The sequence below is a fragment of the Saccharopolyspora endophytica genome (assembly GCF_018070075.1).
GTDB classification, from domain to species: Bacteria; Actinomycetota; Actinomycetes; order Mycobacteriales; family Pseudonocardiaceae; genus Saccharopolyspora; species Saccharopolyspora endophytica.
This window is the reverse complement of the sequence record NZ_JAGPXE010000014.1, coordinates 14,901-37,202: the sequence shown is the minus strand read 5'-3', so window position 1 is coordinate 37,202 and position 22,302 is coordinate 14,901. Positions and strand designations below refer to the sequence as shown.

The following is a 22,302-nucleotide window of genomic DNA, read 5'->3' as shown; positions in this document are numbered from 1 at the left end:
GTCAGCCCTCCTCGACGGGCGCCCAGTGCGGCCGGGCGCGTTCGATGGCGGTCAAGTAGTCGTGGTAGCCGCGGTCGTAGAACTCCACGGCTCGAGGGTCGGGGTGCACGACGCGCCGGTCGGCGGCCCACTGCTCCCGGTCGACGGGTTCGCCCAGCGAGTCCCACGCGGTCATCGCCGCTCCCCGCGCGCCGACGCCCTCTTCGTGCGGGACGTTCAGCGGCCGGCCGAGGACGTCGGCGAAGATCTGGCTCCACGCCTGCGAACGGGCACCGCCGCCGCAGGCCGCGACCTCTCCGCTGAGCCCGGCGCTCTCCAGGTTGTGCCGGGCGGCGTAGGCGACCGCCTCGCACATCGCGCGCACCATGTCGGCGGGCGTGGTCTCCAGCGACAGCCCGGTGAACTGGCCGCGCGCCCGCGAGTCGACGAACGGCGCGCGCTCGCCCGAGGAGGACAGGAACGACAGCGCCGACACGCCACCGGCTCCCGGCCTGCTCTGCGCGAGCAGGGTTTCCAGCTGCTCGACGCTCGATCCCGTCGTGGACAGCACCCAGTCCAGGTTGGCGGTGCCCACCATCGCGGGCATCACCCGCAGGTAGCGCTGCGGGATCGGCGTGGCCAGCCACATCCCGGCGGGTTCGCCGCGGGGGTCGATGACGACCTCGTCGCGCAGCACCTGGCAGCCCAGCGTCGTGCCGATCACCAGGCTCCCGTCGCCGATGTCGCTGACACCGGAGCCGAAGGCGCAGGCGGGCAGGTCGAACGGCCCGGCCGACACGGGAAGTCCGGACGGCAGCCCGAGTTCGGCCGCGGCCTTGCCGGAGAGCGCGAAGAGCTTGCCGACGGGGGTGGTGTCGGCCAGCAGGCGGCGGTGCTCGGCGATGCCGCAGGCTTCCAGAGCCTCGGTCGAGTACACGCGCTCGGGCACGTCGAGGAACGGCATCGAGGCGTCGGAGGCGTCCACGGTGACCTCACCGGTGAAGCGCTGGACGATCGCGTCCACGCAGTACCCGGCGACGGCCGCGCGTTCGAGGCGTTCCGGCTCGTGCTCGGCGAGGTGGGCCAGCAGCGGCCCGGCCGAACCGGGGAACATCCCGGAACCGGTCAGCGCGTGCACCTTCCGCTGCACGCCGCTGGCCTCCCAGTCGCGCAGCACACCGGCGGCGCGGGCGTCCAGCCAGGAGATGACGCGCCCGACGCCGCGCCCGTGCTCGTCGCGCAGCCACAGCCCGTCGCCCTGGCCGGTGATGGCCAGGGCCTGCACGGGTTCGGTGGCGGCGGCCGCGACCTGGCGGACGACCTGGACGACCGAATCGACGACCTCGTCGAGGTCCTGCTCCACCAGTCCGGGCGCGGGCCGGTGCAGAGTGGAGCGCACGCCGCGGGTCAGCAGCGCCGACCCGTCGCGGCCCAGCAGCGATGCCTTGGTCACCGAAGTGCCGACGTCCACTCCGATGATCATGGCCGCAGGTCTCCGAACTTCGCCAGCACGTCCGGGTTGGCCACGAACCGCGGCCGCTGCCCGTCGAGGAACCTGGCGACCTCACCGGCCACGATCTCGGCCGCCCGGTGCGCGGTCTGGCGGGTGGCACCGGCCAGGTGCGGGGTGGTGATCACGTTCGGCGCGTCGAACAGCGGCCAGTCGCGCGGCGGGGGTTCGATGTCGTAGACGTCGACCGCCAGCGCGCCGAGCTTGCCGGTGCGCAGCAGGTCGGGCAGCGGCGCGTAGTCCAGCAGCCCGCCGCGCGCCGAGTTGACCAGCACCGCGCCTTCCGGCAGCAGCTTGAGGTTGTCGGCGTTGAGCAGGTTGCGGGTCTCGGGGGTCAGCCGCGCGTGCAGGCTCACCACCGAGCTGCGCCGCAGCAGTTCCTCCAGCTCGACCAGTTCGACGCCCTCGCCGGCGACCTCGGCGGAGTTCACGAACGGGTCGGCCACCAGGACGTTCGCCCCGAACGCGCGCAGCACGCGGGCGACGATGCGACCGATCGCGCCGTAGCCGACGAGTCCGGCGGTGGAGCCTTCGAGCTCGATGCCGCCGTTCTCGTAGGCGTAGTAGTCGCCGCGCCAGTTGCCGTCCTTGAGCTCGGCGTCCGAGCCCGGGATCCGGCGCAGCGCGGCGAGCATGAGCCCGACGGCGAACTCGGCCGCGGCGGCCGCGTTGCGACCGGGCGCGTAGCTGACGATGACGCCGTTGTCGGTGGCGGCCTGCAGGTCGACGTTGACCGGGCCGCCCCGGCACACGCCGACGAACTTGAGGTTCTCGGCGGCGCTCAGCACGTCTCCGGTGAACGGCGCCATCTGGGTGGCGACGATCTCGTTGTCGCCGAGGGCGTCGAGCAGCCGCTGCTCGGTGCCGCTGGCCTCCTGCACGTTGCCGACCGGGCCGAACGGCTCCACCGGCCACGGCAGCTTCAGCGTGTCGAAGCGCAGTTCGCGCGTGGTCGCGCGGCGCAGGGCGTCGACGAACACCTCGGGGTGCACGAAGTGGTCGCCGGCGGCCAGAACGCTTGTCATCTCCGGACTCCTTTGTCGCGAGGTGTGCGAGCTCAGCTCAGTTCAGCGTGCCTGCGGCAGCGAGCCGACCAGCTTCAGCCGCACGTCATCGAGGTCGGTGGCGATGTGGGCGGCTCCGGCGAGCGCGTCCTCGGCAGGCGGGTAGTCACCGTTGGGGATGGCCACCACCGTCATGCCCGCTCGGGCGGCGGCGCGCAACCCGTTGCTGGAGTCCTCGACGGCCAGGCAGTGCTGCGGCTCGTGGCCGAGCTTCTCGGCCGCGGCCAGGTACACGTCGGGGCTCGGCTTGCCGCGCGGCACCTCGGCGCTGGACACGGTCGCCGAGAAGTGCGGGGTCAGCCCGTGGCGGTCGAGGACGGCGTCGATGAGCCGTCGCGGCGCCGAGGAGGCCAGCGCGATGGGTGCACGGGCGGCGACGTCGGTGACCATCTTCTCCGCGCCCGTCAGCAGGTCGATCTCGCCGTCGTCGAGCGCGGTGATCATGTCGTCGACCACGATCCGCTCGGTCTCGACCGCGGATTCAGCGGCCTCGCTGAACTCGGCGAGGAACGCGGCCCACTCCGGCGCGCTCATGCCCTGGACCTGCCGGGTCTCCTGCCCGGTCCAGGTGCGTCCGCGAGCCGCGGCGAAGCGGGTCCACATCCGCTCCCACAGGTGCTCGCTCTCGACCAGGACGCCGTCCATGTCGAACACGACCGCGCTGTGGGCGCTGTTCGGCCGATCCGGCTGGGTCATACGTACCTCCCGCCAATCACTGATGCACCCAAATTAACACTCAGGCCGTTAACTGTCACTAGTAGAGTGATACTCCGGCAGGTCTGCGCCGCTCCGCGCACCCGACGAGGCAAGATGAGCCCATGGCGTCAGCACCGAAGAAGCAGTCCCCCCGCCTCCAGCGACAGCAGAAGATCGTCGATCACGTGCTCTCGCAGGGGTTCGCCAGCGCCGCGGAGCTGTCCACGCTGACCGGGGTCAGCCTGATGACCGTGCACCGCGACCTCGACGACCTGGCGACGCGGGGCCTGCTGCGCAAGTACCACGGCGGGGTTTCGGCCCAGCCGTCCACGGTGTTCGAGTCCAGTTCGGACTTCCGGCTGCACACCCACACCGCCGAGAAGGAGGCGCTGGCCGCCGACGCCCTGCGGTTCATCACGCCCGGCATGTCGGTGATGCTCGACGACTCCACCACCGCGCTCGCGCTGGCCAGGCTGCTGCCGGAGGTCGGCCCGCTGACCGTGGTCAGCAACTACCGGCAGGTCCAAGAGGCGCTGCGCGACGTGCCCGACATCCGGCTCATCGGCCTCGGCGGCGAATACTCGCGCACGCACGACTCCTACCTGGGCCTGCCGTGCCAGGAGATGATCTCGACGTTCTCGGTGGACATCGTGTTCCTGTCCACCTCCGCCATGAACGCCCGCCTGACCTACCACCAGGAGCAGGAGATCGTGCTGGTCAAGCGCGCGATGATGGGCAGCGCCACGACCAAGGTGCTGATGATGGACGCCAGCAAGGTCGCCCGCTCGGCGCTGCACCAGCTCGCCCCGGTCAGCGCCTTCGACCACGTCCTGCTCGCCGGGAAGCTCGACGACGCGCTGGTCGAGGAGATGCGGGAGCAGACCGAGGTCCGCCTGTCCGCGACGAGCTGAGCGCGCCCCGTCAGGCGAGCGACGCAGCCGCTTTCTCCTCAAACAACCGCGGGTTCTTCAGCGGCTTCGCGGCGTGCACGTCGTGTTGGCATGCAGGAGCTGCGCGCGGAGCCCGCGAAGCTGCTCGGCGTCCGCCACCCGCGCCGCTGAGCAAAATGACCACTGATGCGGTTTAACATCTTGTGCGTTAACTTCCACAGGGTGCATGATGGCCGACATTCGTTGGCTAGGTGCGGCGACGCACCGACACATCCGACCTTGTTGGAGACAGTGATGTCCCAAACGTCCGCAGCCGGGTACCCGGGCTTCCTCGACCGCATAGGCATTCCGCGGCAGCTCTTCTGGGGTTTCGTCGCCGTGCTGATCTTCATGATCGGCGACGGCGTGGAGACCACGTTCCTGTCCGACTACCTGCAGCGACCCGAGGGCGGCGCGCTGCCCGGCGCGACGGCCTCGTTCGCCACGGTCACCCTCTACGGTGTCGCGGCCATGATCGCGGCGTGGTTCTCCGGAACGCTCTCTGCGATCTGGGGTCCGCGCCGGGTGATGTGGCTCGGCGGTGCGTGGTGGGTCGGGTTCGAGTGCCTGTTCCTGTTCGTGGCGCTGCCCTCGCACAGCGGAGCGTTCATCGTCGCGACCTACGGCATCCGCGGCCTGGCGTATCCGCTGTTCGCGTTCTCGTTCCTGGCGTGGGCGCAGGTCGCGAGCCCGACGAAGATGCGCGGTTCGGTGGCCGGCTGGTTCTGGTTCGCCTTCACCGGTGGTCTGCCGACTCTGGGTGCCGCGCTGGCGGCGCTGTCGATCGGCGTGTTCGGCCTCAGCGACTACGAGACCCTGGTGCTGTCGCTGGTCGTGGTGACGGTCGGCGTGCTGCTGGGGTCCTTCGCGGTGCGCGAGGAGCACGGGCTCAAGCCGATCGCGGATGAGACGGTGGAGAACCCGCGCAGCCTCAAGCGGCTCGCGGAAGGCGTGGACATCCTGTGGCGGGACCGCCGGGTGCTCGCCGGTGGCCTGATCCGCATCGTCAACACCGCGCCGCAGTACGGGTTCTTCGCGATGTTCCCGTTCACCTTCGGGCCTGCGGCGCCGGACGGCGGATTCCTGACCGCGGCGCAGGTGGCGTCGCTGGCCTCGATCGCCTACGGCGCCAACATCGCGGCGAACCTGTTCTTCGGCGTGTTCGGCGACCGCTTCGGCTGGCGCCGCACGGTGACCTGGTTCGGCTGCCTGGGTTGCGCGATCGCCACCCCGCTCTGGTACTTCAGCTCGGTGGCCTCGCAGAGCTTCGCCGTGGCGGCCGTGCTCGGCGTGGTCTACGGCCTGCTGCTCGCCGGTTTCGTGCCGCTGTCGGCGCTGATGCCCTCGATGGTCGCCACCAAGGACAAGGGTTCGGCGCTGGCGGTGCTGAACTTCGGCGCCGGTGGCGCGGCCTTCGTCGGCCCGGTCGTGGTGACGGTGCTGTACCCGCTGGTCGGGGGCGGTGGCGCGACGATCGTGTTCTGCCTGATGTACCTGGCGGTGGGCGTGCTGTCGCTGCGCATGAAGGACGACAGCGACCCGGGCGAGCACCGCGCGCCGCGCGCCGGGGCACCGGAAGCCGCTGGGGCTTCGGCCTAGGGAACGGAGAAGGTCCTGATCAGGCCGTCGCCCGTGAGGGCGGCGGCCTGATCTCCGTTCGGCGACAAGGCGGGTTGCCCTTCGACGGGTCCGAGAGTGGTCGTGCCGTCCGGCCGGAAGATCTGCAGGAGTCCGTCGGCGTTGCGGGCGGCCAGCACCGGGCCCGGGGCGATCGCCGGGTCGGAGATCGCCCCGGCCGCGATGGTCCGCACCCGCTTCCACCCCGCGTGCTCGGCCAGCACCACCAGATCGCCTCGGGAGTCGCGGTAGGCGGCGTACCCGCTGGTGGTGGCGATGGCGCCGACCGGACGCTCGGAGGAAGCAAGGGGCGCACCGCATCCGGAGTCGGTCAGCCGCCAGTGCAGCATCCCGCTCCGGGAAGCGGCCATCACGTGGATCCCGCCGCTCCCCGAGACCAGCACCGACACCTCGTCGCCCACGTCGGAGCCGCCGAGCCGGCACCACGCCCCGGTGTCGCGGACGCTCACCCCGCCGCCGGAGTCGCGGACCGCGACCACCACGCGCCCCCGCACCGACACCGCCGACGGCGGCCCGAGGTCCACGCCCGGTTCCCGCGGCGGTGGCACGCCCAGAGACCGCCACGGCCGGCCCGCGGCCTTGAGCCACACCGCACCCGAATCCCGGTCCTGCACCAGCAGCGTCGCGGGATCGGCGAAGGACGCCGACCCCTCGCGCGGATCGAACCCGGGTGTGTCCACAACGGATTCCCCGATCACCAGGTCACGGCCGCGCACGTGCGCGTGGCGACCGCCGGTCAGCCACCGCGTTCCCCACGGCCTGCGCAGGCGCATCGCGGCGAGCCAGGCGTCGTAGGGCTCGTCGAGGCTGACCAGCGGATCGTGCTCGGCGTAGCGGGCGAACACCGCGCGCTTTGCTTCCACCACGCGTTGCGGGAGGTTCGGCGGTGCGTCGGCGACGTTGTAATCGCGGTAGTGCAGCAGCGGCAGATCGGTTCCGATCAGCGCGGTTTCGGTGAACCGAGCGGTGGCGAGGTGGTCGGGGTGGTCGTGGGCGCTCCCCCACTGCTGCTGGTGGCGCGGGTCCGGTCGCGGGTCCTGGGTGCGGACGAGCGTCGGCGCGAACAGCTCCCGGAGGCGGATCAGCGCATCGATCACTGAACCGCGGTCGTGGCCGGTCACGGGCACGACCGACCCCGTCGCGGCGACGGTCTCCACGCGGTGCGCCGGATTCCGCCAGAGCTCGCTCAGCGCGTGCCGCGCGCGCGGGTCGTTGTCGTCGGGCAGGCCGAGGAACACCAGGCCCACCGAGGGGCGCCCGCGGAGCCGGTGCAGTTCCGCCCAGCGACCTCCGGGGAGGTCCAGCGCCGAGCGCGTCCAGTCGTCGGCGACCCCGGCCATCGCCGCGAACGCGGCGCGAGCACCGGCCTGGCGGCTCGCCGCGTAGTCCGCGGGCGGGCGCACGTCGCTCTCGCCGGCGGTGAGGAACACCGTCGTGACCCGAACACCCGAGCGGATCGCCAAGGGCACGTCCGGGCTCATGAACAGCATGTCGTCGTCGGGGTGCGCCACGACCTGCAGGTGCGACGGCCTCGGTGAACCCGCCGCCGCGACCCCCGAGGCGACCAGCAGCAACGCGACCGCGAGCAGCAGCGCGGCAGTTCTCATCGCGCCCACCGCCACGACATCCACAGCGCGCCCAGCGCCCCCGCGACCACCAGCAGCAGCCCCACCTCGGCGCCCGGTGGCGACCACGACAACGTCAGCGTCCCGCCGGAGATCTCACGCGGAACCCGCACGTGCAGCAGCCCCGGTCCGGTCGCGGACATCGGCACCGGACGTCCGTCCACAGTGGCCCGATAGCCGGGCCAGAACAGCCGCGCGAACACGAGGTCCCCGCTCCCGGTGAACCTCACGGTCTCGGTCCGCGCGCCGCGCTGCACGTCCTCCAGCACCTCAACCCCGCGAGCCGCGCTCAACCGCCCCTGCGGCCACGGCACCGGAGCGATGCGGGTGAGCACGACGACCTCACCGCTGCGGTGCGCGATCCGCCAGCCCGGCGGCGGCTGGGTGACCTCGCGCAGCCGTCGCTGCACCACGACGTGGGTGGCCTTGAGCTGGTCGGCGAGCCGATCGGGACCCCACAGTCGATCGTAGGCACGCGGACACGTTCCGCCGAAGTAGCTGAGGCACAACGACGTGTGCAGGGCGTCGTGGCCGATCCCGGTGTAGGACACCAGGCTCGCGACACCGGCAGCGGCCGGCATGTTGCCCAGCAGCAGGTCCGACCACGCGCTGCGGTCGGCGATGTGCTCCGGCGGGATCCGCTCCCGTGCCGCCACCTGCACCACCGTGCCGCCGCGCAGCGGCGCGTGGGCGCGGCGCAGGGCGTCGACGTCGGTCGGGAAGTTGTAGTCGGCGACGTCGCGGTTGATCGGGAACCACAGCAGCTGGAGCCCCAGCACCAACGCCGTCCCCAGGTGCAGCACCGGGAACACCCTGCCGCGCAGGGCCCACGCCAGCAGCCCGGCGACCAGCACCAGTCCGAGCAGGTGCTTGGGCGCTTGCGCGGGCCAAGCCGCGAAGGCCAGGTAGCCGCCCGCCAGCATCAGAAGCGCCGAGGCCGCCGTGCGCGTCGAGGCGCGGTCCCGTCGCAGGCCGCTGGACAACGCCACCGACAGCAGCACCGCCACGGCCAGGTGCACGACCGCGATGTGCCGCAGCGGCCAGCGGAACATCCACACGTTCGACGGGCCCAGGCACAGCAGTGCGAAGAACCCCGCGACCAGCACCACCGCGGTGCACCGCCGCCACGGCATCTCGCGCCACCTCAGCCAGGGCAGCAGCGGGACGGCGAACCACGACAGGAAGGTGGCGGGGACCGTCATCCGGTAGTCGCCGAAGGAGATGATCTGCGGCAGGAACCCGGGCGTGCTCGCGTTGAGCAGATCGCCGATGCCCGGCACCAGCAGACCGGAGTTGAACAGCTCGCGACCGGACCTCCAGCCCACCGCGGCGGTCGCCAGCACCGGCCAGAACACCAGCGGCAGGCACCCGGCCACCGCGACACCGATCGCGACCAACCGGCGCGGCCCGGATTCGACCGCCAGCCCGGCGAAGACCAGGCACAACGCGAGCAGGCCGTACGGGTCTCCGGCCGAGACGCACAGGTAGCACAGCCCGAACGGCAGCACCGCCGGTGCGCCTCCGTTCAAGTACCGGCGCAGCGCCCACCACGCCCACGGCAGCCACGCCAGACCCATCAGCCCACCGGCCCAGCTCGCGGCCTGGAAGTGCAGCACGAACCCGGACACCGGCAGCGCCACCGACATCACCGACGCCGCAGCGGGTTTCGCCCCGTAGCCCAGGCTCAGCAGGTAGGTCCCGACCGCCAGCAGCACCAGGAACTGGATCTTCACCACCGCCGCCGCGACCGCCAGGTCGCCGATCAGCGCGACCACGACGAAGTCCAGCAGGTGCACCGGGTTCCAGATGCCGAACAGCGACTCGGCGGCCAGGTTCCCGCCCATCCACGAATCCGGTTCCAGCCCCAGCGCCCACTCGCCCGCCAGCAACCGCTCGCCGAGGCGGTGCCACATCGGCAGGAACTGGGCGGCGCTGTCGTCGGCGAAGTAGAACGAGGGGTTGACCAGCAGCGGCAACGTCCCGAGCCCGGCCACGGTCAGCCCCACCCCGGCAGCACCGCGCCACTCACCGCGGTCCGGGCGGGTCAGCGCCGAGCGGCTGGCCATGAACGTCACCGGCACCAGCGCGAACCCCACCAGCGGCGCGAGCCTCGGATCGACCCCGAACACGGCCACCGCGAGCGCCACCGCCGAGGTGCTCACGCCCAGCAGCACCAGGCTCGACAGCGGGAACAGCAGCAACGAGCGCCCGCTCGGCCGCACCCGGAAGGTGAACCGGCAGTTCAGCGCGTAGGAGCACAGCATCGCCGCGCCGGTGGCCAGCGCGTGCGCCACCAGGTACGGCAGCACCAGCCACAGCGCCAGGTACACCGCCCAGTGCACGCCGGTGTTCACCCCGCCCACCAGCGCGAACCGGCCGAACTGCGAGGACCCGATCAGCCGCCGCATCACGACACCAGTCCCGCGGTGCACAACCGGTGCTCGCCGGGCAGCGGCTCCGGTACCGGACCGGTCTCCTTGACCAGGTAGTGCGGCCGCCGCCGGGACTCGGCGTAACCGCGACCGACGTACTCCCCGAGAACGCCGAGCATCAGCACCTGGACACCGCCCAACCCGAGAGGCACTGCTGCCCAGCGCTTCTCGGCTCCGGTGAGCGCTGCGAGCACGCCCGCGAGACCGGCGACGAGCAGTCCGAGGTAGATCGCCGGGCGGAGCGGCTTGTCGTTGAACGCGGTCAGCCCGTCGATGCCGTGATCGACCAGGTCCGCCAGCCGCCACCGCGACTCACCGGTCTCGCGCGGCACGTTGCGGTAGGTGACCCAGCCGGTGTCGAAACCGATCCAGGCGAACAGCCCCTTGGAGAAGCGGTGGTGCTCGGGCAGGGACAGCAGCGCATCGGCCGCGCGCCGCGACAGCACCCGGAAGTCCCCGGCACCGTCCTGCAGCCGCACGTCCAGCCACCGGCTCGCCAGCCGGTAGTAGGCGCGCGACGAGGCGGTCCGCCAGGCCCGTTCGCCGGAGCGGCTGCGCCGGGCGACGACCTGGTCGTAGCCGGTGTCGAGCAGCACCAGCATCCGGGGGAGCAGTCGCGGTGGGTGCTGCAGGTCGGCGTCGAGCAGCGCCACCCGGTGGCCGCGGGCGTGCCGGAGCCCGCAGAGCATCGCGGGCTCCTTGCCGAAGTTGCGGCTCAACGACACGTAGCGGAACCGCGGGTCGTGCTCGCTGAGGCGCCGGGCCTCGGACAACGTGCGGTCGGTGCTGCCGTCGTCGACCAGGATCACCTCGTAATCCCGGACGTGTCCGGACAGCGCCTCGACCAGCGCGTCGCGCAGCCGTTGCAATCCGTGCTCCTCGTTGAAGCACGGCACGACGATCGACAGGTGCATGGTGCAGTTCTCATCCGTCTCGGGGCCGGCGGCCCGCGCACCCCGGAACTCCGGAAACCGCTGCGGGCCTTGCTGGATCGCCCCGAACCATGCCCGCCGCACCCACCTCCACCCCCTCCCAACACACCGGCGAATCCCCCACCCCAGCGTCAGTTCCTCACCGGAGAACCGGATTTCAGTGGAAATCGGAACGCGGAGATCCACTGACATCCGCATCCCGATTTCCACTGAAATCCGGTCGTGGGAGTGCAAGTCAGGGATCAGGCGCCTCGTGCCCCGGAAAACGGCGGTAATCGGGCCCCCGAAAACGGCGGTGTTCGGGGGCCCTCGTGGAGGTGGCGGAGGTGTGGTGTCCAGGTCCGGTGCCGGTCGTGGAGGGGTGTCCACGGTGCCGGGCACATCGGTCGACGCGTGGTGGTGGCACCGGTGGGAATGACCGGACCTGGTGCGGCATCGGGGTGTGCGTGATGGCAGGCTGGTTCGCATGTCGTCCGCATCGTTTCCTCGCCGGAGCGCGCGCACGCAGGGGTTCAGCCTCGGTGCGCCACGCAACTTCACCGTCGTCGGCGACGGCGCGCGCGTCCTGTTCCTGCGCTCCACCAGCGGCACCGACCGCACCACGGCGCTCTGGGCACTGGACACCGCCACCGGAGCCGAGCGGTTGCTGGTGGACCCGGCGAAGCTGCAGGCCGACGACCAGGTGACCGCCGAAGAGCAGGCCCGGCGGGAACGCGCGCGGGAACGGGCGACCGGAATCACCGGCTACAGCACCGACCGCAACGGCGAGCAGGTCGTGTTCACCCTGTCCGGACGCCTGTTCATCGCCGAGGTCTCCACCGGTGACGCCCGCGAGCTCCCGGTCCAGCAGCCCGTCGCCGACCCGCGCCCCTCCCCCGACGGACGGCACATCGCCTACCTCTCCGCCGGTCAGCTCCGCGTGATCGCCGCCGACGGCTCCGGCGACCGCGCCCTGGCCGAACCGGACGGCGACAACGTCACCTGGGGAGCCGCCGAGTTCATCGCGGCCGAGGAGATGGACCGCCACCGCGGCTACTGGTGGGCGCCCAGCGGCGAGGAGCTGCTGGTCGCGCGCGTCGACGAAACCCCGGTCCGGCACTGGTACCTGGGCGATCCCGCCCACCCCGACCGCGTACCCGTCGCCACCCGCTACCCGGCCGCCGGGACCGCCAACGCCGAGGTCACGCTCGCCGCGATCGGGCTGGACGGGCAACGCGTCGCCGTCGAGTGGGACCGGAGCGCCTACCCGTACCTGGTCACGGCGCACTGGTCGCGGCACGGCAGCCCGCTGATCGCGGTGCAGACCCGAGACCAGCGCACCCAGCTGCTGCTGGCCGTCGACACCGAGGCCGGCACCACCACCGAGATCCACCGGGACACCGACCCGCACTGGATCGACATCAAGCCGGGCTGGCCGTCGTGGACTCCCGGCGGTGAGCTCGTGCGCATCGACGCCGCCGAGGGCGCCTACCGCCTGGTCGTCGGCGACCGGCCGTGGACGGCGGCTCCGCTGCAGGTGCGCGGCATCGTCGACATCGGTACCGAGGACGTGCTGGTCTCCGGTTCCGAGGACGACCCGGCCGAGGTGCACCTCTACCGCGTCACCACGACCGGGCACGAGCGCCTGACCAGCGGTTTCGGCGTGCACACCGGCACCCGCGGCGGCGACGTGCTGGTCGTGGCCACCAGCGACCTGGACCGGGCCCGGACGGGCGTGGTCGTGCGGCGCGGTGAGCGGACGATCGCCGAGATCGACAACCACGCCGAGGCCCACGGCCTGGACCTCGACGTCCGGCTGCTGCGGCTCGGGGAGCGCGAGCTGCGCAGCGCCCTGCTGCTGCCCAGCGGGTACACCGCGGCGGACGGGCCGCTGCCGGTGCTGCTGGACCCCTACGGCGGCCCGCACGCCCAGCGGGTGCTGGCCCGCCAGCAGGGCTACCTGACCTCACAGTGGTTCGCCGACCAGGGCTTCGCGGTGCTGATCACCGACGGCCGCGGGATGGCCGGGCGCGGGCCCGACTGGGACCGGGCCATCGCCGGTGACCTGGCCGGTCCGCCGCTGCAGGATCAGGTCGACGCGCTGCACGCCGCCGCTGCCGAACACCCCGAGCTCGACCTCGACCGGGTGGCGATCCGCGGCTGGTCCTTCGGCGGCTACCTCGCCGGACTGGCCGTGCTGCGCCGCCCGGACGTCTTCCACGCCGCCATCGTCGGAGCCGGGGTCGTCGACTGGCGGCTCTACGACACCCACTACACCGAGCGCTACCTGGGCGATCCCAACACCTCGCCCGAGGTCTACGAGGCGAACTCGCTGCTGCGCGACGCCGCGAAGCTGGAACGCCCGATGTTGATCGTGCACGGCACGGTGGACGACAACGTGGTCCTGGCCCACGGCCTGCGCCTGTCGGCGGCGCTGACCGCCGCCGCACGCCCGCACTCGGTGCTCCCGCTCGCGGGCGTGAGCCACATGCCCACCGACGAGACGACCAGCGAGAACCTGCTGCTCATGCAGGTCGACTTCCTGCGCGCGTCGTTGGCGCGCTAGGAATCCTGCGGGAGCAGCGCGACGAGCCGGAAACCGCCGTCCTCGGACGGGCCCGCGTCCAGCTCGCCGCCGGCCATGCGGATCCGCTCTGACAGGCCCTCCAGCCCGGCTCCGCCGGTGAGCTCGGTGATCGGCTCGGCGTCCGGGGCGTCGTTGGTGACCACGATGCGCAGCGCGTCGGCCCGGTTGCTCAGGTCCACCCGGACCCCCGCGCCGGGCGCGTGCTTGGAGGCGTTGGTCAGCGCTTCCTGCACGACCCGGTAGGCCGCCCGCTCGACGGCGCCCGGCACCTCGTGGTGCTCCAGCTCGCCGGTCAGCTCGACGTCCACACCGGACGCGCGCGCCTGGCCCACGAGGTCGGTGATCGTCTTGGCCTCGGCCTCGGCCGTGCTCGAGCTGAGCCCGAGCGTCGTGCGCATCTCCTCCAGCGCCTGCTTGGCCAACCCGCGCACCCGCGTGGCGGCCTCGCGCACGGACGCCTCACCGCTGCTCGCGCCGAGCGCGGCGGACTCGACGGCGATCAGCGTGACGTGGTGGCCGACGGCGTCGTGGATCTCCCGGGCGATGCGGGCGCGCTCCTCGGACTTGGCCATCTCGGCCTTGGCCTGCGCGACCACTTCACCGGCGTCGGCGAGCCGCTGGAGGCTCTCGGCCAGCTGCTCGCGCAGCGCCACCAGCAGCCCCAGCACGGCGGGCGCCCCCGCCGACAGCACCACGAACGCCAGGGTCAGCAGGATCGAGCCGGGTGTCAGCGACTGCGTGATCAGCACGGGCGCGACGGCGACCACGCAGGTCAGCAGAACCCACCCGGCCAGTTCGGGCGGCTTCGGACGCACCCGCCCGAGGCGGAACATCGCCACCAGGATCGCCGCCCAGCCCAGGCCACCGGCCATCGCCGGCATGCACAGGAGCACGGCCAGCCGGGGCCAGCGATGCCGCAACGGCAGCAGCAGTCCCGCCGCTAACCCGGACAGGACCTTGTAGCCCATCGGGTCCGGGGTGGCGATGACGGCGGCAACGGGCAGGCCGGCCGCCAGGACCTCCAGGCCCCAGAACCGCCAGTTCACGCCGTTCACCGCGCACCGCCGACGCCGGAGACCCGCTGCGCGATCAGAGCGGCCTGCACCCGGTTCTGCGCGCCGAGCTTGGACAGGACGGTGGAGACGTAGCTCTTCACCGTCGCCTCGGTCAGTCCCAGCCGGGAACCGATGTCGGCGTTGGAACGACCGTCGGCGAGCAGTTGCAGCACCTGCCGCTCCCGCGCGGACAGCGCCTTGACCAGGTCGAGCTCGCGGGCATTGTCGCTGGTGACGCGCAGCCGCGGCAGCAGCCGCGCGGTGATCCTCGGGTCCAGCACCGCGCCGCCTCCGGCCAGGTCCTGCACCGCGCGCACCAGCACCTCCGGCTCGGCGTCCTTGAGCAAGAACCCCTGAGCGCCGAAGCGCAGCGCGTCGGCGACGTAGTCGTCGAGGTCGAACGTGGTCAGCACGGCGGACACGGGTGGCTCGGGCAACCGCGCCACCTCGCGCAGCGCGGTGAGCCCGTCCTTGCCCGGCATCTGGACGTCGATCAGGGCGACGTGCGGCCGGTGCGCGCGCACCTGGGTGAGCAGTCCGTGACCGTCACCGGCCTCGGCCACCACCTCGATGGTGCCGCTGCTCTCCAGCATGACCTTGAGCCCGCGTCGCAGCATCGGCTCGTCGTCGGCCAGCACGACCCGGATCGGCCCGCCGCCGTCGGTTGCCGCCACCTCTCGGTTCACCTCCGCCGTTCCCGAGGGTCGCCAGCAGACTAACGGGAGCGGATGTCCTCAGCGCACGCACCACCCGCGGACGACCGGCTCAGCGCTTGCCCTTGGCCTTGCGCTCGCGGACCCGCACGGAAATGCGCACCGGGCTGCCGACGAATCCGAAGGTCTCGCGGAACTTGCGCTCCAGGAACCGCCGGTAGCCGGCCTCCAGGAAGCCGGTGGTGAACAGCACGATCGTCGGCGGCCGGGTCTGCGCCTGGGTGGCGAAGAGGATCTTCGGCTGACGACCGCTGCGCGCGGGCGGCGGGTTGGCCGCGACCAGCTCGTTGAGCCAGCCGTTGAGGCGACCGGTGGAGACCCGGGTGTCCCAGGAGTCCAGCGCGGTGCGCAGCTGCGGCGCCAGCTTGGCCACCGAGCGGCCGGTCAGCGCCGAGACGTTGACCCGCTCCGCCCAGCGCACCCGCACCAGCTCGCGGTCGATCTCCTTCTCCAGCTGGTTGCGGCGGTCGTCGTCGACCTTGTCCCACTTGTTGTAGGCCAGCACCAGCGCGCGTCCCGCCTCGACCACCATCGTGATCACCCGCAGGTCCTGCTCGCTGATCGGCTCCGAACCGTCGACCAGCACGATCGCGACCTCGGCGGCCTCGATGGCGGCCTTGGTGCGCAGCGACGCGTAGTACTCGGTGCCGCTGGCGGTTTTGACCCGCTTGCGCAGGCCGGCGGTGTCGACGAAGCGCCACACCTGGCCGTCGAGCTCGACCAGCGAGTCGACCGGGTCCACGGTGGTGCCGGCGACGTCGTGCACCACCGAGCGGTCCTCGCCGGTGAGCTTGTTGAGCAGGCTGGACTTGCCGACGTTGGGCTTGCCGACCAGCGCGACGCGGCGAGGTCCGCCGGTGGCGCCGAAGACCTCGCGCGGGGTTTCCGGCAGCGCCTCCAGCACCCGGTCCAGCAGGTCGCCCGAGCCTCGCCCGTGCAGACCGCTGACCGGCATCGGCTCGCCCAGGCCCAGCGACCACAGCGAGTGCACGTCGGACACGCCGCGCTCGTCGTCGACCTTGTTGGCCACCACGATCACCGGCCGCTTCGAGCGGCGCAGCACGCGGGCCACGGCTTCCTCGGTGGCGGTGGCGCCGACCTTGGCGTCGACGACCAGCACGATCGCGTCGGCGGTGTGCATGGCCATCTCGGCCTGAGCCGCGACGGCGCTCTGCAGCCCCTTGGCGTCGGGCTCCCAACCGCCGGTGTCGACGACGGTGAAGCGGCGTCCGCTCCACAACGCGTCGTAGGCGACGCGGTCCCGGGTCACGCCCGGGGTGTCCTGCACGACGGCCTCACGACGCCCCAGCAGGCGGTTGACCAGGGTGGACTTGCCCACGTTGGGGCGTCCGACCACGGCCAGGACCGGTTGCGGCTTCGGCGGCGCCTCATCGCCCTGCGCGGCGGCCTCGTCGAATTCCGCCCATTCGGACTCGTCGGACCACGTGCCGTCCAGGTCCTCCAGCGACTCGTCGGTCACGCTCGTTTACCTCTCACATCGTCAGTGGTCCGGTCGGCGACCTGCCGATCCAACTCGGCGATCAGCTCGACCAGTTCGTTGCGGACGGTCTCGGTGGCCGCCACCAGCCCGGCGCGGCCCTTGCCGCCCGCCGGGGAAATCGGCTCCCCGAACAACACGTCGATCCTGGGTAACAGCCTACGGCCCGATCCATCGGGACGTCGGGTGCCCCGGCACGCCACCGGCAGGATCTGCGCCCCCGAGGCGCGCGCGAGCCACGCCGCCCCGTGCTGGGCGTTGTCGATCTCCCCGGAACCACGCGTGCCCTCGGGGAACACCCCGACCACGCCGCCGCCCTTGAGCACGCGGACCGCGGTCAGCAGCGGGGTTCGATCGGGTTCACCGCGCCGGACGCCGATCTGCCCGATGCGGGTCAGGAACCAGCCCAGCGCACCGCTGAACATCTCCTGCTTGATCAGGAACACCATCGGGCGCGGAACCATTCCCAGCAGCAGCGGACCGTCCAGCAGCGAGCTGTGGTTGGCCACCAGGACCACCGGACCGCTGCGCGGGATGTGCTCGCGACCGCGCACCTTCACGCGGAACGGCAGCCGCAGCGGCCAGCGCGAGATCCACCGGGCCACGCGGTGCAGGCCGGCCGAGGCGCCCTCGGGAAGTTCTTCGCTCACGCCGCACCTCCCAGCAGGCCGCGCGACTCCACGAGCTTGGTGAGCTGTTCGAGCACCCCGGCGATGTCGAGGTCGGTGGTGTCGACCTCGACGGCGTCCTCGGCCTGGCGCAGCGGAGCCACCGCGCGGCCGGAGTCCAGCGCGTCGCGGCGCTGCACGTCGGCGTGGGTGCTGCGCAGGTCGCTCTCGCGGCCGTCGGAGGCGTCCTGCGCGGTCCGGCGCGCGGCGCGCGCGTCCGCGGAGGCCGTCAGGTAGACCTTCAGGCCCGCGTCCGGCACGACGACCGTGCCGATGTCGCGGCCTTCGACGACCATGCCGCCCGGCTCCTCGATCGCTTCGCCGATCAGCTCGCGCTGCATCGCCACCAGCAGCTCGCGAACCTCGGGCACCGCGGAGACCGCCGAGACGGCGGCGGTGACCTCGGGGCCGCGGATCTCCGGTTCCGCGTCCGCGCGGTCGAGCCGCACGGCGGGCGCGAGCGGATCGGTCCCCATGCCCAGCTCGGCGGCGCGAGCGACCCGGGTCACCGCCGCGGCGTCGGTGGGATCGACACCCGCGCGCAGCACTGCAAGCGTCACCGCCCGGTACATGGCACCGGTGTCGAGGTAGGTCGCGCCGAGAGCCGCCGCCAACTTCTTCGACACCGTGGACTTGCCGGTACCCGACGGTCCGTCGAGAGCCACTACTCCACGAAGCCTGGCCTGCGCCACGTCGCCGTTCCTCCCCGTTCACGGAATCCTTCCCGGCGGATCGCCGGAACCAACCAACCATTCTGCCTGGCCGCTACCGGTGAATCCCAATCGCGTCCGGTTCGGGATCGGAACCGGACCGAGACCGGGAACTTCCCCCGGGCGGATCAAGGAATACGCGCAAAGCCCTTTAGGGTTGCAAGAGTGGACGTAACTGTGACTCCGCTGCCGGGGCTCGGCACGCGCCAGGACTTCACCACTGGATCTGGTCACCGCGTCGGGGTGATCACCTATCGGGACGGGCGTTTCGAGCTGATCGTCTCCGACCACGAGGACCCGGACAAGGTCGCCGCCTCGGTCGAGCTGTCCAGCACCGAGACCAGCACGCTGGCCGGTCTGCTGGGGGCGCCTCAGCTGGTGTCGAAGCTCGCCGAGCAGCAGCGGGAGGTCGCCGGGGTGACCACCTGGCAGCTGCCGGTCCCCGCCGGTTCGCCCTACGCGGGCCGCGAGCTGGGCGACACCGAGATGCGCACCCGCACCTCGGTGTCGATCGTCGCGGTGGTGCGGGAGGGCGTCGTCCACCCGTCGCCGCGGCCGGACTTCGTCTTCGCCGCCGGTGACCTGGTGGTCGTGGTGGGCACGGCCGAAGGGCTGCGGGCGGCCGGGGAGATCCTCACCCAGGGCTGAGCCGGCAGAGCACGGCCGGCGAAGGTCGACGCCGACCGACCGTCACAACTCCATACGCAGGGAACACGCGAGAGGAAACACGGTGCACGACACGGCGATCTCCCTAATCGAGCTGGGAGCGGTGTTCTTCGGTCTCGGCATCCTCGGGAGACTCGCGTGGAAGATCGGCATATCACCGATCCCGCTGTACCTGCTCGGTGGAGTCGCGTTCGGCACCGGCGGACTGATCCCGCTGCACGGCATCCAGCCGTTCACCCACATCGCCTCCGAGATCGGCGTGGTGCTCCTGCTGCTGTTATTGGGGCTGGAGTACTCCGCAGGCGAACTGGTCACCGGGCTGCGCCGCTCCTGGGTGGCCGGGCTGATCGACATCGTGCTCAACGCCGCTCCCGGAGCCATCGTGGCGCTGATGCTGGGCTGGGGCCCGATCGGCGCGCTGGCGATGGCCGGCGTCACCTACATCTCCTCGTCGGGCATCGTGGCCAAGGTGCTCGGCGATCTGGGCAGGCTCGGTAACCGCGAGACACCGGTGATCCTGTCGATCCTGGTCTTCGAAGACCTCGCGATGGCCGTCTACCTGCCGATCCTCACCGCGCTGCTGGCCGGGGTCAGCTTCGTCGGCGGTCTGACCGCGGTCGGCATCTCGCTGCTGGTGATCACCGTGGTGCTGCTGATCGCGCTGCGCTTCGGCAAGTACGTCTCCGCGATCGTGGACAGCCCCGACCCCGAGGTCTTCCTGCTGCGGCTGCTCGGCGCCGCGCTGCTGGTCGCCGGGCTGGCCTCCGAGCTGCAGGTCTCGGCCGCGGTCGGCTCGTTCCTGCTCGGCATCGCGATCTCCGGGTCCACCGCGCAGAACGCGACCCGCATGCTGGAGCCGCTGCGCGACCTGTTCGCCGCGGTGTTCTTCGTCGTCTTCGGCCTCAACACCGATCCCGTGCAGATCCCGCCGGTGCTGCCGATCGCGCTGGGCCTGGCCGCGCTGACCTGCGCCACGAAGGTGCTCACCGGCTGGATCGCGGCCCGCATGCAGGGCGTGGCCCGGATGGGCCGGCTGCGCGCGGGCGCGGCCCTGGTGGCGCGCGGCGAGTTCTCCATCGTCATCGCGGGCCTGGCGGTGTCCTCCGGCGCGGTCGACGGCGAGCTCGCGGCCCTGGCCACCGCCTACGTCCTGCTCATGGCCATCATCGGCCCGGTCGCGGCCCGCGTCGTCGAGCCCCTCGCCCGCGCGGTCCTGATGCGCAAGCCTCAGACCGCGTGAGCGGTGCACCGCCCAGAACGAAGAAATCCGCGGCCGGGAAGTCCCGGCCGCGGAGTGTTCTCAGCTGAAGCTCACATGTCGACGATCTTGTAGAGGGACGCGATCTCCTGGCCGTTGAGCGGCCGGATCGCTCCCTGGCGCTCGGTGGTGAGCTGCACGTCGCCGATGCGGGTGCGCACCAGGCGCTGCACCGGGTGCCCGACGTGCTTGAGCAGCCGGCGCACGATGCGCTTGCGACCCTCGTGCAGCACGATCTCCACCAGCGCGCGGTTCTGGTTCTGGTCGACCAGCTTGAAGCGGTCCACCTTCACCGGGCCGTCCTCCAGCTCGACGCCCTCGCGCAGCCGCTGCCCGAGGTCCTTCGGGATGGGTCCCAGCACCTCGGCCATGTAGGTCTTGCGAACCTTGTACGACGGGTGCATCAGCCGGTTGGCGAGCTCGCCGTCGTTGGTGATCAGCAGCAGACCCTCGGTGTCCTGGTCCAGGCGCCCCACGTGGAACAGCTTGCCCTGGCGCTCCCGCAGGTAGTCACCGATGCACGGACGTCCCTTGTCGTCGGACATCGTGCACAGGATCCCGGCGGGCTTGTTGAGCAGCAGGTGCGTCAGGTTGGTGTTGGTCATCACCCGGCTGCCGTCGACGTGGATCACCGCGGTCTCCGGGTCGACGCGGCGGCCCAGCTCCATGACGACCTCGCCGTTGACCTCGATGCGGCCCTCGACGATCATCTCCTCGGCTGCCCGCCGAGACGCGACACCCGCCTGCGACAGCACCTTCTGCAGGCGCACCCCCTCGTCGTTGGGGTCCTTCGCGGCACTGGACGGGGAACGGCGTTCAGACGTCATCGATCGAATCCACTTCGGGCAACAGGGGTGCGAGCGGCGGCAGGTCCTTGAGCGACGACAGCCCCAGCCGTTCCAGGAACAGCTCGGTCGTGCAGTACAGGATGCCGCCCGTCTCCGGGTCGGTGCCGGCCTCGCTAATCAGACCGCGCCCCACAAGGGTACGGATGACGCCGTCCACGTTCACACCCCGTACCGCCGCGACGCGGGAGCGCGTCACCGGCTGACGGTAGGCGATCACCGCGAGGGTCTCCAGCGCAGCGCGGGTCAGCTTGGTCCGCTGCCCGTCGAGCAGGTAGCGCTCGACGTAGGGCGCGTACTTCTCGCGCGAGTAGAAGCGCCAGCCGTCGCCGACGTAGCGCAGGTCGATGCCGCGCTCGCTCTCCGCGTAGGCCTCGGACAGCCTCCGCAGCGCGGAGCGGACCCGGGCCACCGGCTGCTCCAGCGTCTCCGCGAGCAGCTCGTCCCCCGCCGGCACGTCCACGACCAGCAGCAACGCCTCCAGCGCGGCGTCCAGCTCGGAATCGGCGGTGAGGTCGGGAGCACCGGGGGTCTCCACCGCCTCGTCGGCCACGGCCTCCGGGCCGGGTTCGGCGGGAGCTTCCTCCGCGCCCGTCACCTCCTCCGGCTGCACGTCGACCTCGGGTTCCGCTTCGGCGGCCATCAGCCGTACTCCTCTTCTTCCTTCGTGGCTCGCTGCGCCTCGGCCTCGGCCTGCGCCTGGGCGAGGCTGCCGCCGACCCAGGTCACCTGCAGCTCGCCGAGCGGGCTGTCCTGCTCGAACTGCAGCACCTTCTCCCGGTACAGCTCCAGCAGCGCCAGGAACCTGGCCACGACCTCGACGGTGTGCCCGCAGTCCGACACCAGGTCGGTGAAGGTCAACGTGCCCTTCTCCGCCAGCCGCACCCGCAGCAGAGCGGCGTGCTCGCGCACCGACACCCCGTGCTGGTGGATGTGGTCCAGCGACACCGTCGGCGGCGGTTTCGGCCGGAACACCGAGGCGGCGATCTCGGCGAACCGCTGCGGGTCGACGCCGATCACCACCTCCGGCAGCAGGTTCTCGTAGCGCTCCTCCACCGACACCGAGCGCGGGTAGCGGCGCAGCGCACCGGCTTCCAACTCGGCGAACAGCGCGGCGACCTGCTTGTAGGCGCGGTACTGCAACAGCCGCGCGAACAGCAGGTCGCGGGCTTCCAGCAGCGCGAGGTCGGCCTCGTCCTCGACGTCGGCGGCGGGCAGCAGCCGGGCGGCCTTGAGGTCCAGCAGCGTCGCGGCGACCACCAGGAACTCGGTCGTCTCGTCCAGGTCCCAGTGCTCACCGAACGTGCGGGTGTAGGCGATGAACTCGTCGGTGACCTTGTGCAGCGCCACCTCGGTGACGTCGAGCTCGTGCGCGGAGATCAGTTGGAGCAGCAGGTCGAAGGGGCCTTCGAAGTTCTCCAGCCGAACGGTGAACTTCCCGTCACCGGACTTCGCCTCGGTCTCCGCTAACGCGGAATCCTGTTGTGCTGCATCGATCCCGGCGTCGGACGGTGCGAG

At 71.7% G+C, this 22,302-nt stretch carries 19 protein-coding genes; 5 read left to right on the top strand and 14 right to left on the bottom strand.

Features of this window, described 5'->3' with window-relative positions; genetic code table 11:
* Position 1 precedes the first annotated feature (1 nt).
* From KBO27_RS26925 to KBO27_RS26915, 3 genes are read right to left on the bottom strand one after another with little or no spacing between them, the layout of a single operon-like run.
* Positions 2-1,462 carry an FGGY-family carbohydrate kinase gene (locus KBO27_RS26925; protein WP_210972655.1) on the bottom strand — a complete coding sequence of 487 codons (1,461 nt, stop codon included), beginning with the start codon at positions 1,460-1,462 and terminating at the stop codon, positions 2-4.
* On the bottom strand, positions 1,459-2,514 hold the full coding sequence (locus KBO27_RS26920) for a 2-hydroxyacid dehydrogenase (RefSeq protein ID WP_210972654.1): 1,056 nt from the start codon (positions 2,512-2,514) through the stop codon (positions 1,459-1,461). The genes KBO27_RS26925 and KBO27_RS26920 overlap by 4 nt, the downstream gene beginning before the upstream one ends.
* A 42-nt stretch (positions 2,515-2,556) precedes the next feature.
* A complete protein-coding gene (locus KBO27_RS26915) occupies positions 2,557-3,249 on the bottom strand; it encodes an HAD family hydrolase (RefSeq protein WP_210972653.1) in 693 nt (230 codons plus the stop codon).
* A 122-nt stretch (positions 3,250-3,371) separates the two neighbouring features.
* Between KBO27_RS26915 and KBO27_RS26910 the strand changes: the two genes are divergently transcribed.
* Both KBO27_RS26910 and KBO27_RS26905 read left to right on the top strand, forming a co-directional pair.
* Complete coding sequence (locus tag KBO27_RS26910; RefSeq protein WP_210972652.1) at positions 3,372-4,160, top strand: DeoR/GlpR family DNA-binding transcription regulator; 789 nt, start codon at positions 3,372-3,374, stop codon at positions 4,158-4,160.
* A 273-nt stretch (positions 4,161-4,433) separates the two neighbouring features.
* A complete protein-coding gene (locus KBO27_RS26905; protein ID WP_210972651.1) occupies positions 4,434-5,777 on the top strand; it encodes an RbtT/DalT/CsbX family MFS transporter in 1,344 nt (447 codons plus the stop codon).
* On the opposite strand, the gene KBO27_RS26900 is transcribed toward KBO27_RS26905, so the two are convergent.
* Genes KBO27_RS26900 through KBO27_RS26890 form a run of 3 tightly spaced genes read right to left on the bottom strand, consistent with a single transcriptional unit; the run spans position 5,774 to position 10,787 of the window.
* The gene (locus KBO27_RS26900) at positions 5,774-7,423 is read right to left on the bottom strand and encodes a PIG-L family deacetylase (RefSeq protein ID WP_210972650.1); all 1,650 of its coding nucleotides are present in this window, start codon (positions 7,421-7,423) and stop codon (positions 5,774-5,776) included. The genes KBO27_RS26905 and KBO27_RS26900 overlap by 4 nt on opposite strands.
* Positions 7,420-9,849 carry a GtrA family protein gene (locus KBO27_RS26895; RefSeq protein ID WP_210972649.1) on the bottom strand — a complete coding sequence of 810 codons (2,430 nt, stop codon included), beginning with the start codon at positions 9,847-9,849 and terminating at the stop codon, positions 7,420-7,422. The genes KBO27_RS26900 and KBO27_RS26895 overlap by 4 nt, the downstream gene beginning before the upstream one ends.
* The gene (locus KBO27_RS26890) at positions 9,849-10,787 is read right to left on the bottom strand and encodes a glycosyltransferase family 2 protein (RefSeq protein ID WP_210972784.1); all 939 of its coding nucleotides are present in this window, start codon (positions 10,785-10,787) and stop codon (positions 9,849-9,851) included. The genes KBO27_RS26895 and KBO27_RS26890 overlap by 1 nt, the downstream gene beginning before the upstream one ends.
* A 484-nt stretch (positions 10,788-11,271) precedes the next feature.
* Between KBO27_RS26890 and KBO27_RS26885 the strand changes: the two genes are divergently transcribed.
* Complete coding sequence (locus tag KBO27_RS26885; protein WP_210972648.1) at positions 11,272-13,350, top strand: S9 family peptidase; 2,079 nt, start codon at positions 11,272-11,274, stop codon at positions 13,348-13,350.
* Here the strand turns inward: KBO27_RS26885 and KBO27_RS26880 are convergent.
* From KBO27_RS26880 to cmk, 5 genes are all read right to left on the bottom strand, one after another.
* Entirely contained in the window at positions 13,347-14,417 is a 1,071-nt protein-coding gene (locus tag KBO27_RS26880; RefSeq protein ID WP_307870636.1) for a sensor histidine kinase, read from the bottom strand. The two genes, KBO27_RS26885 and KBO27_RS26880, sit on opposite strands and share 4 nt — an antisense overlap.
* A gap of 5 nt (positions 14,418-14,422) precedes the next feature.
* Positions 14,423-15,100, bottom strand: a complete 678-nt coding sequence (locus KBO27_RS26875; protein ID WP_210972647.1) for a response regulator — start codon at positions 15,098-15,100, stop codon at positions 14,423-14,425.
* Between the two features lie 91 nt (positions 15,101-15,191).
* Positions 15,192-16,604 (bottom strand): ribosome biogenesis GTPase Der, encoded by a 1,413-nt coding sequence (der, locus tag KBO27_RS26870; protein WP_210972782.1) that lies wholly within the window; start codon positions 16,602-16,604, stop codon positions 15,192-15,194.
* 11 nt (positions 16,605-16,615) lie between these two features.
* Positions 16,616-17,287 carry a lysophospholipid acyltransferase family protein gene (locus tag KBO27_RS26865; protein WP_210972646.1) on the bottom strand — a complete coding sequence of 224 codons (672 nt, stop codon included), beginning with the start codon at positions 17,285-17,287 and terminating at the stop codon, positions 16,616-16,618.
* A complete protein-coding gene (gene cmk, locus KBO27_RS26860; protein WP_210972645.1) occupies positions 17,284-17,997 on the bottom strand; it encodes a (d)CMP kinase in 714 nt (237 codons plus the stop codon). Before cmk ends, KBO27_RS26865 begins: the two co-directional genes overlap by 4 nt.
* Positions 17,998-18,180: 183 nt before the next feature.
* On the opposite strand from cmk, the gene KBO27_RS26855 reads away from it, so the two are divergent.
* Together KBO27_RS26855 and KBO27_RS26850 are read left to right on the top strand one after the other, a co-directional pair.
* Positions 18,181-18,663, top strand: a complete 483-nt coding sequence (locus KBO27_RS26855; protein ID WP_210972644.1) for a cation:proton antiporter regulatory subunit — start codon at positions 18,181-18,183, stop codon at positions 18,661-18,663.
* 82 nt (positions 18,664-18,745) lie between these two features.
* A complete protein-coding gene (locus tag KBO27_RS26850; RefSeq protein ID WP_210972643.1) occupies positions 18,746-19,921 on the top strand; it encodes a cation:proton antiporter in 1,176 nt (391 codons plus the stop codon).
* A gap of 71 nt (positions 19,922-19,992) precedes the next feature.
* Here KBO27_RS26850 and KBO27_RS26845 read toward each other — a convergent pair whose 3' ends face one another.
* The 3 genes from KBO27_RS26845 to KBO27_RS26835 are packed head-to-tail and all read right to left on the bottom strand — an operon-like array spanning position 19,993 to position 22,281.
* Entirely contained in the window at positions 19,993-20,766 is a 774-nt protein-coding gene (locus KBO27_RS26845) for a pseudouridine synthase (RefSeq protein WP_210972642.1), read from the bottom strand.
* Positions 20,756-21,427, bottom strand: coding sequence for an SMC-Scp complex subunit ScpB (scpB, locus tag KBO27_RS26840; RefSeq protein ID WP_210972641.1), 672 nt, complete (start codon positions 21,425-21,427; stop codon positions 20,756-20,758). Before scpB ends, KBO27_RS26845 begins: the two co-directional genes overlap by 11 nt.
* On the bottom strand, positions 21,427-22,281 hold the full coding sequence (locus tag KBO27_RS26835) for a segregation and condensation protein A (RefSeq protein WP_210972781.1): 855 nt from the start codon (positions 22,279-22,281) through the stop codon (positions 21,427-21,429). The genes scpB and KBO27_RS26835 overlap by 1 nt, the downstream gene beginning before the upstream one ends.
* Positions 22,282-22,302: the final 21 nt, after the last annotated feature.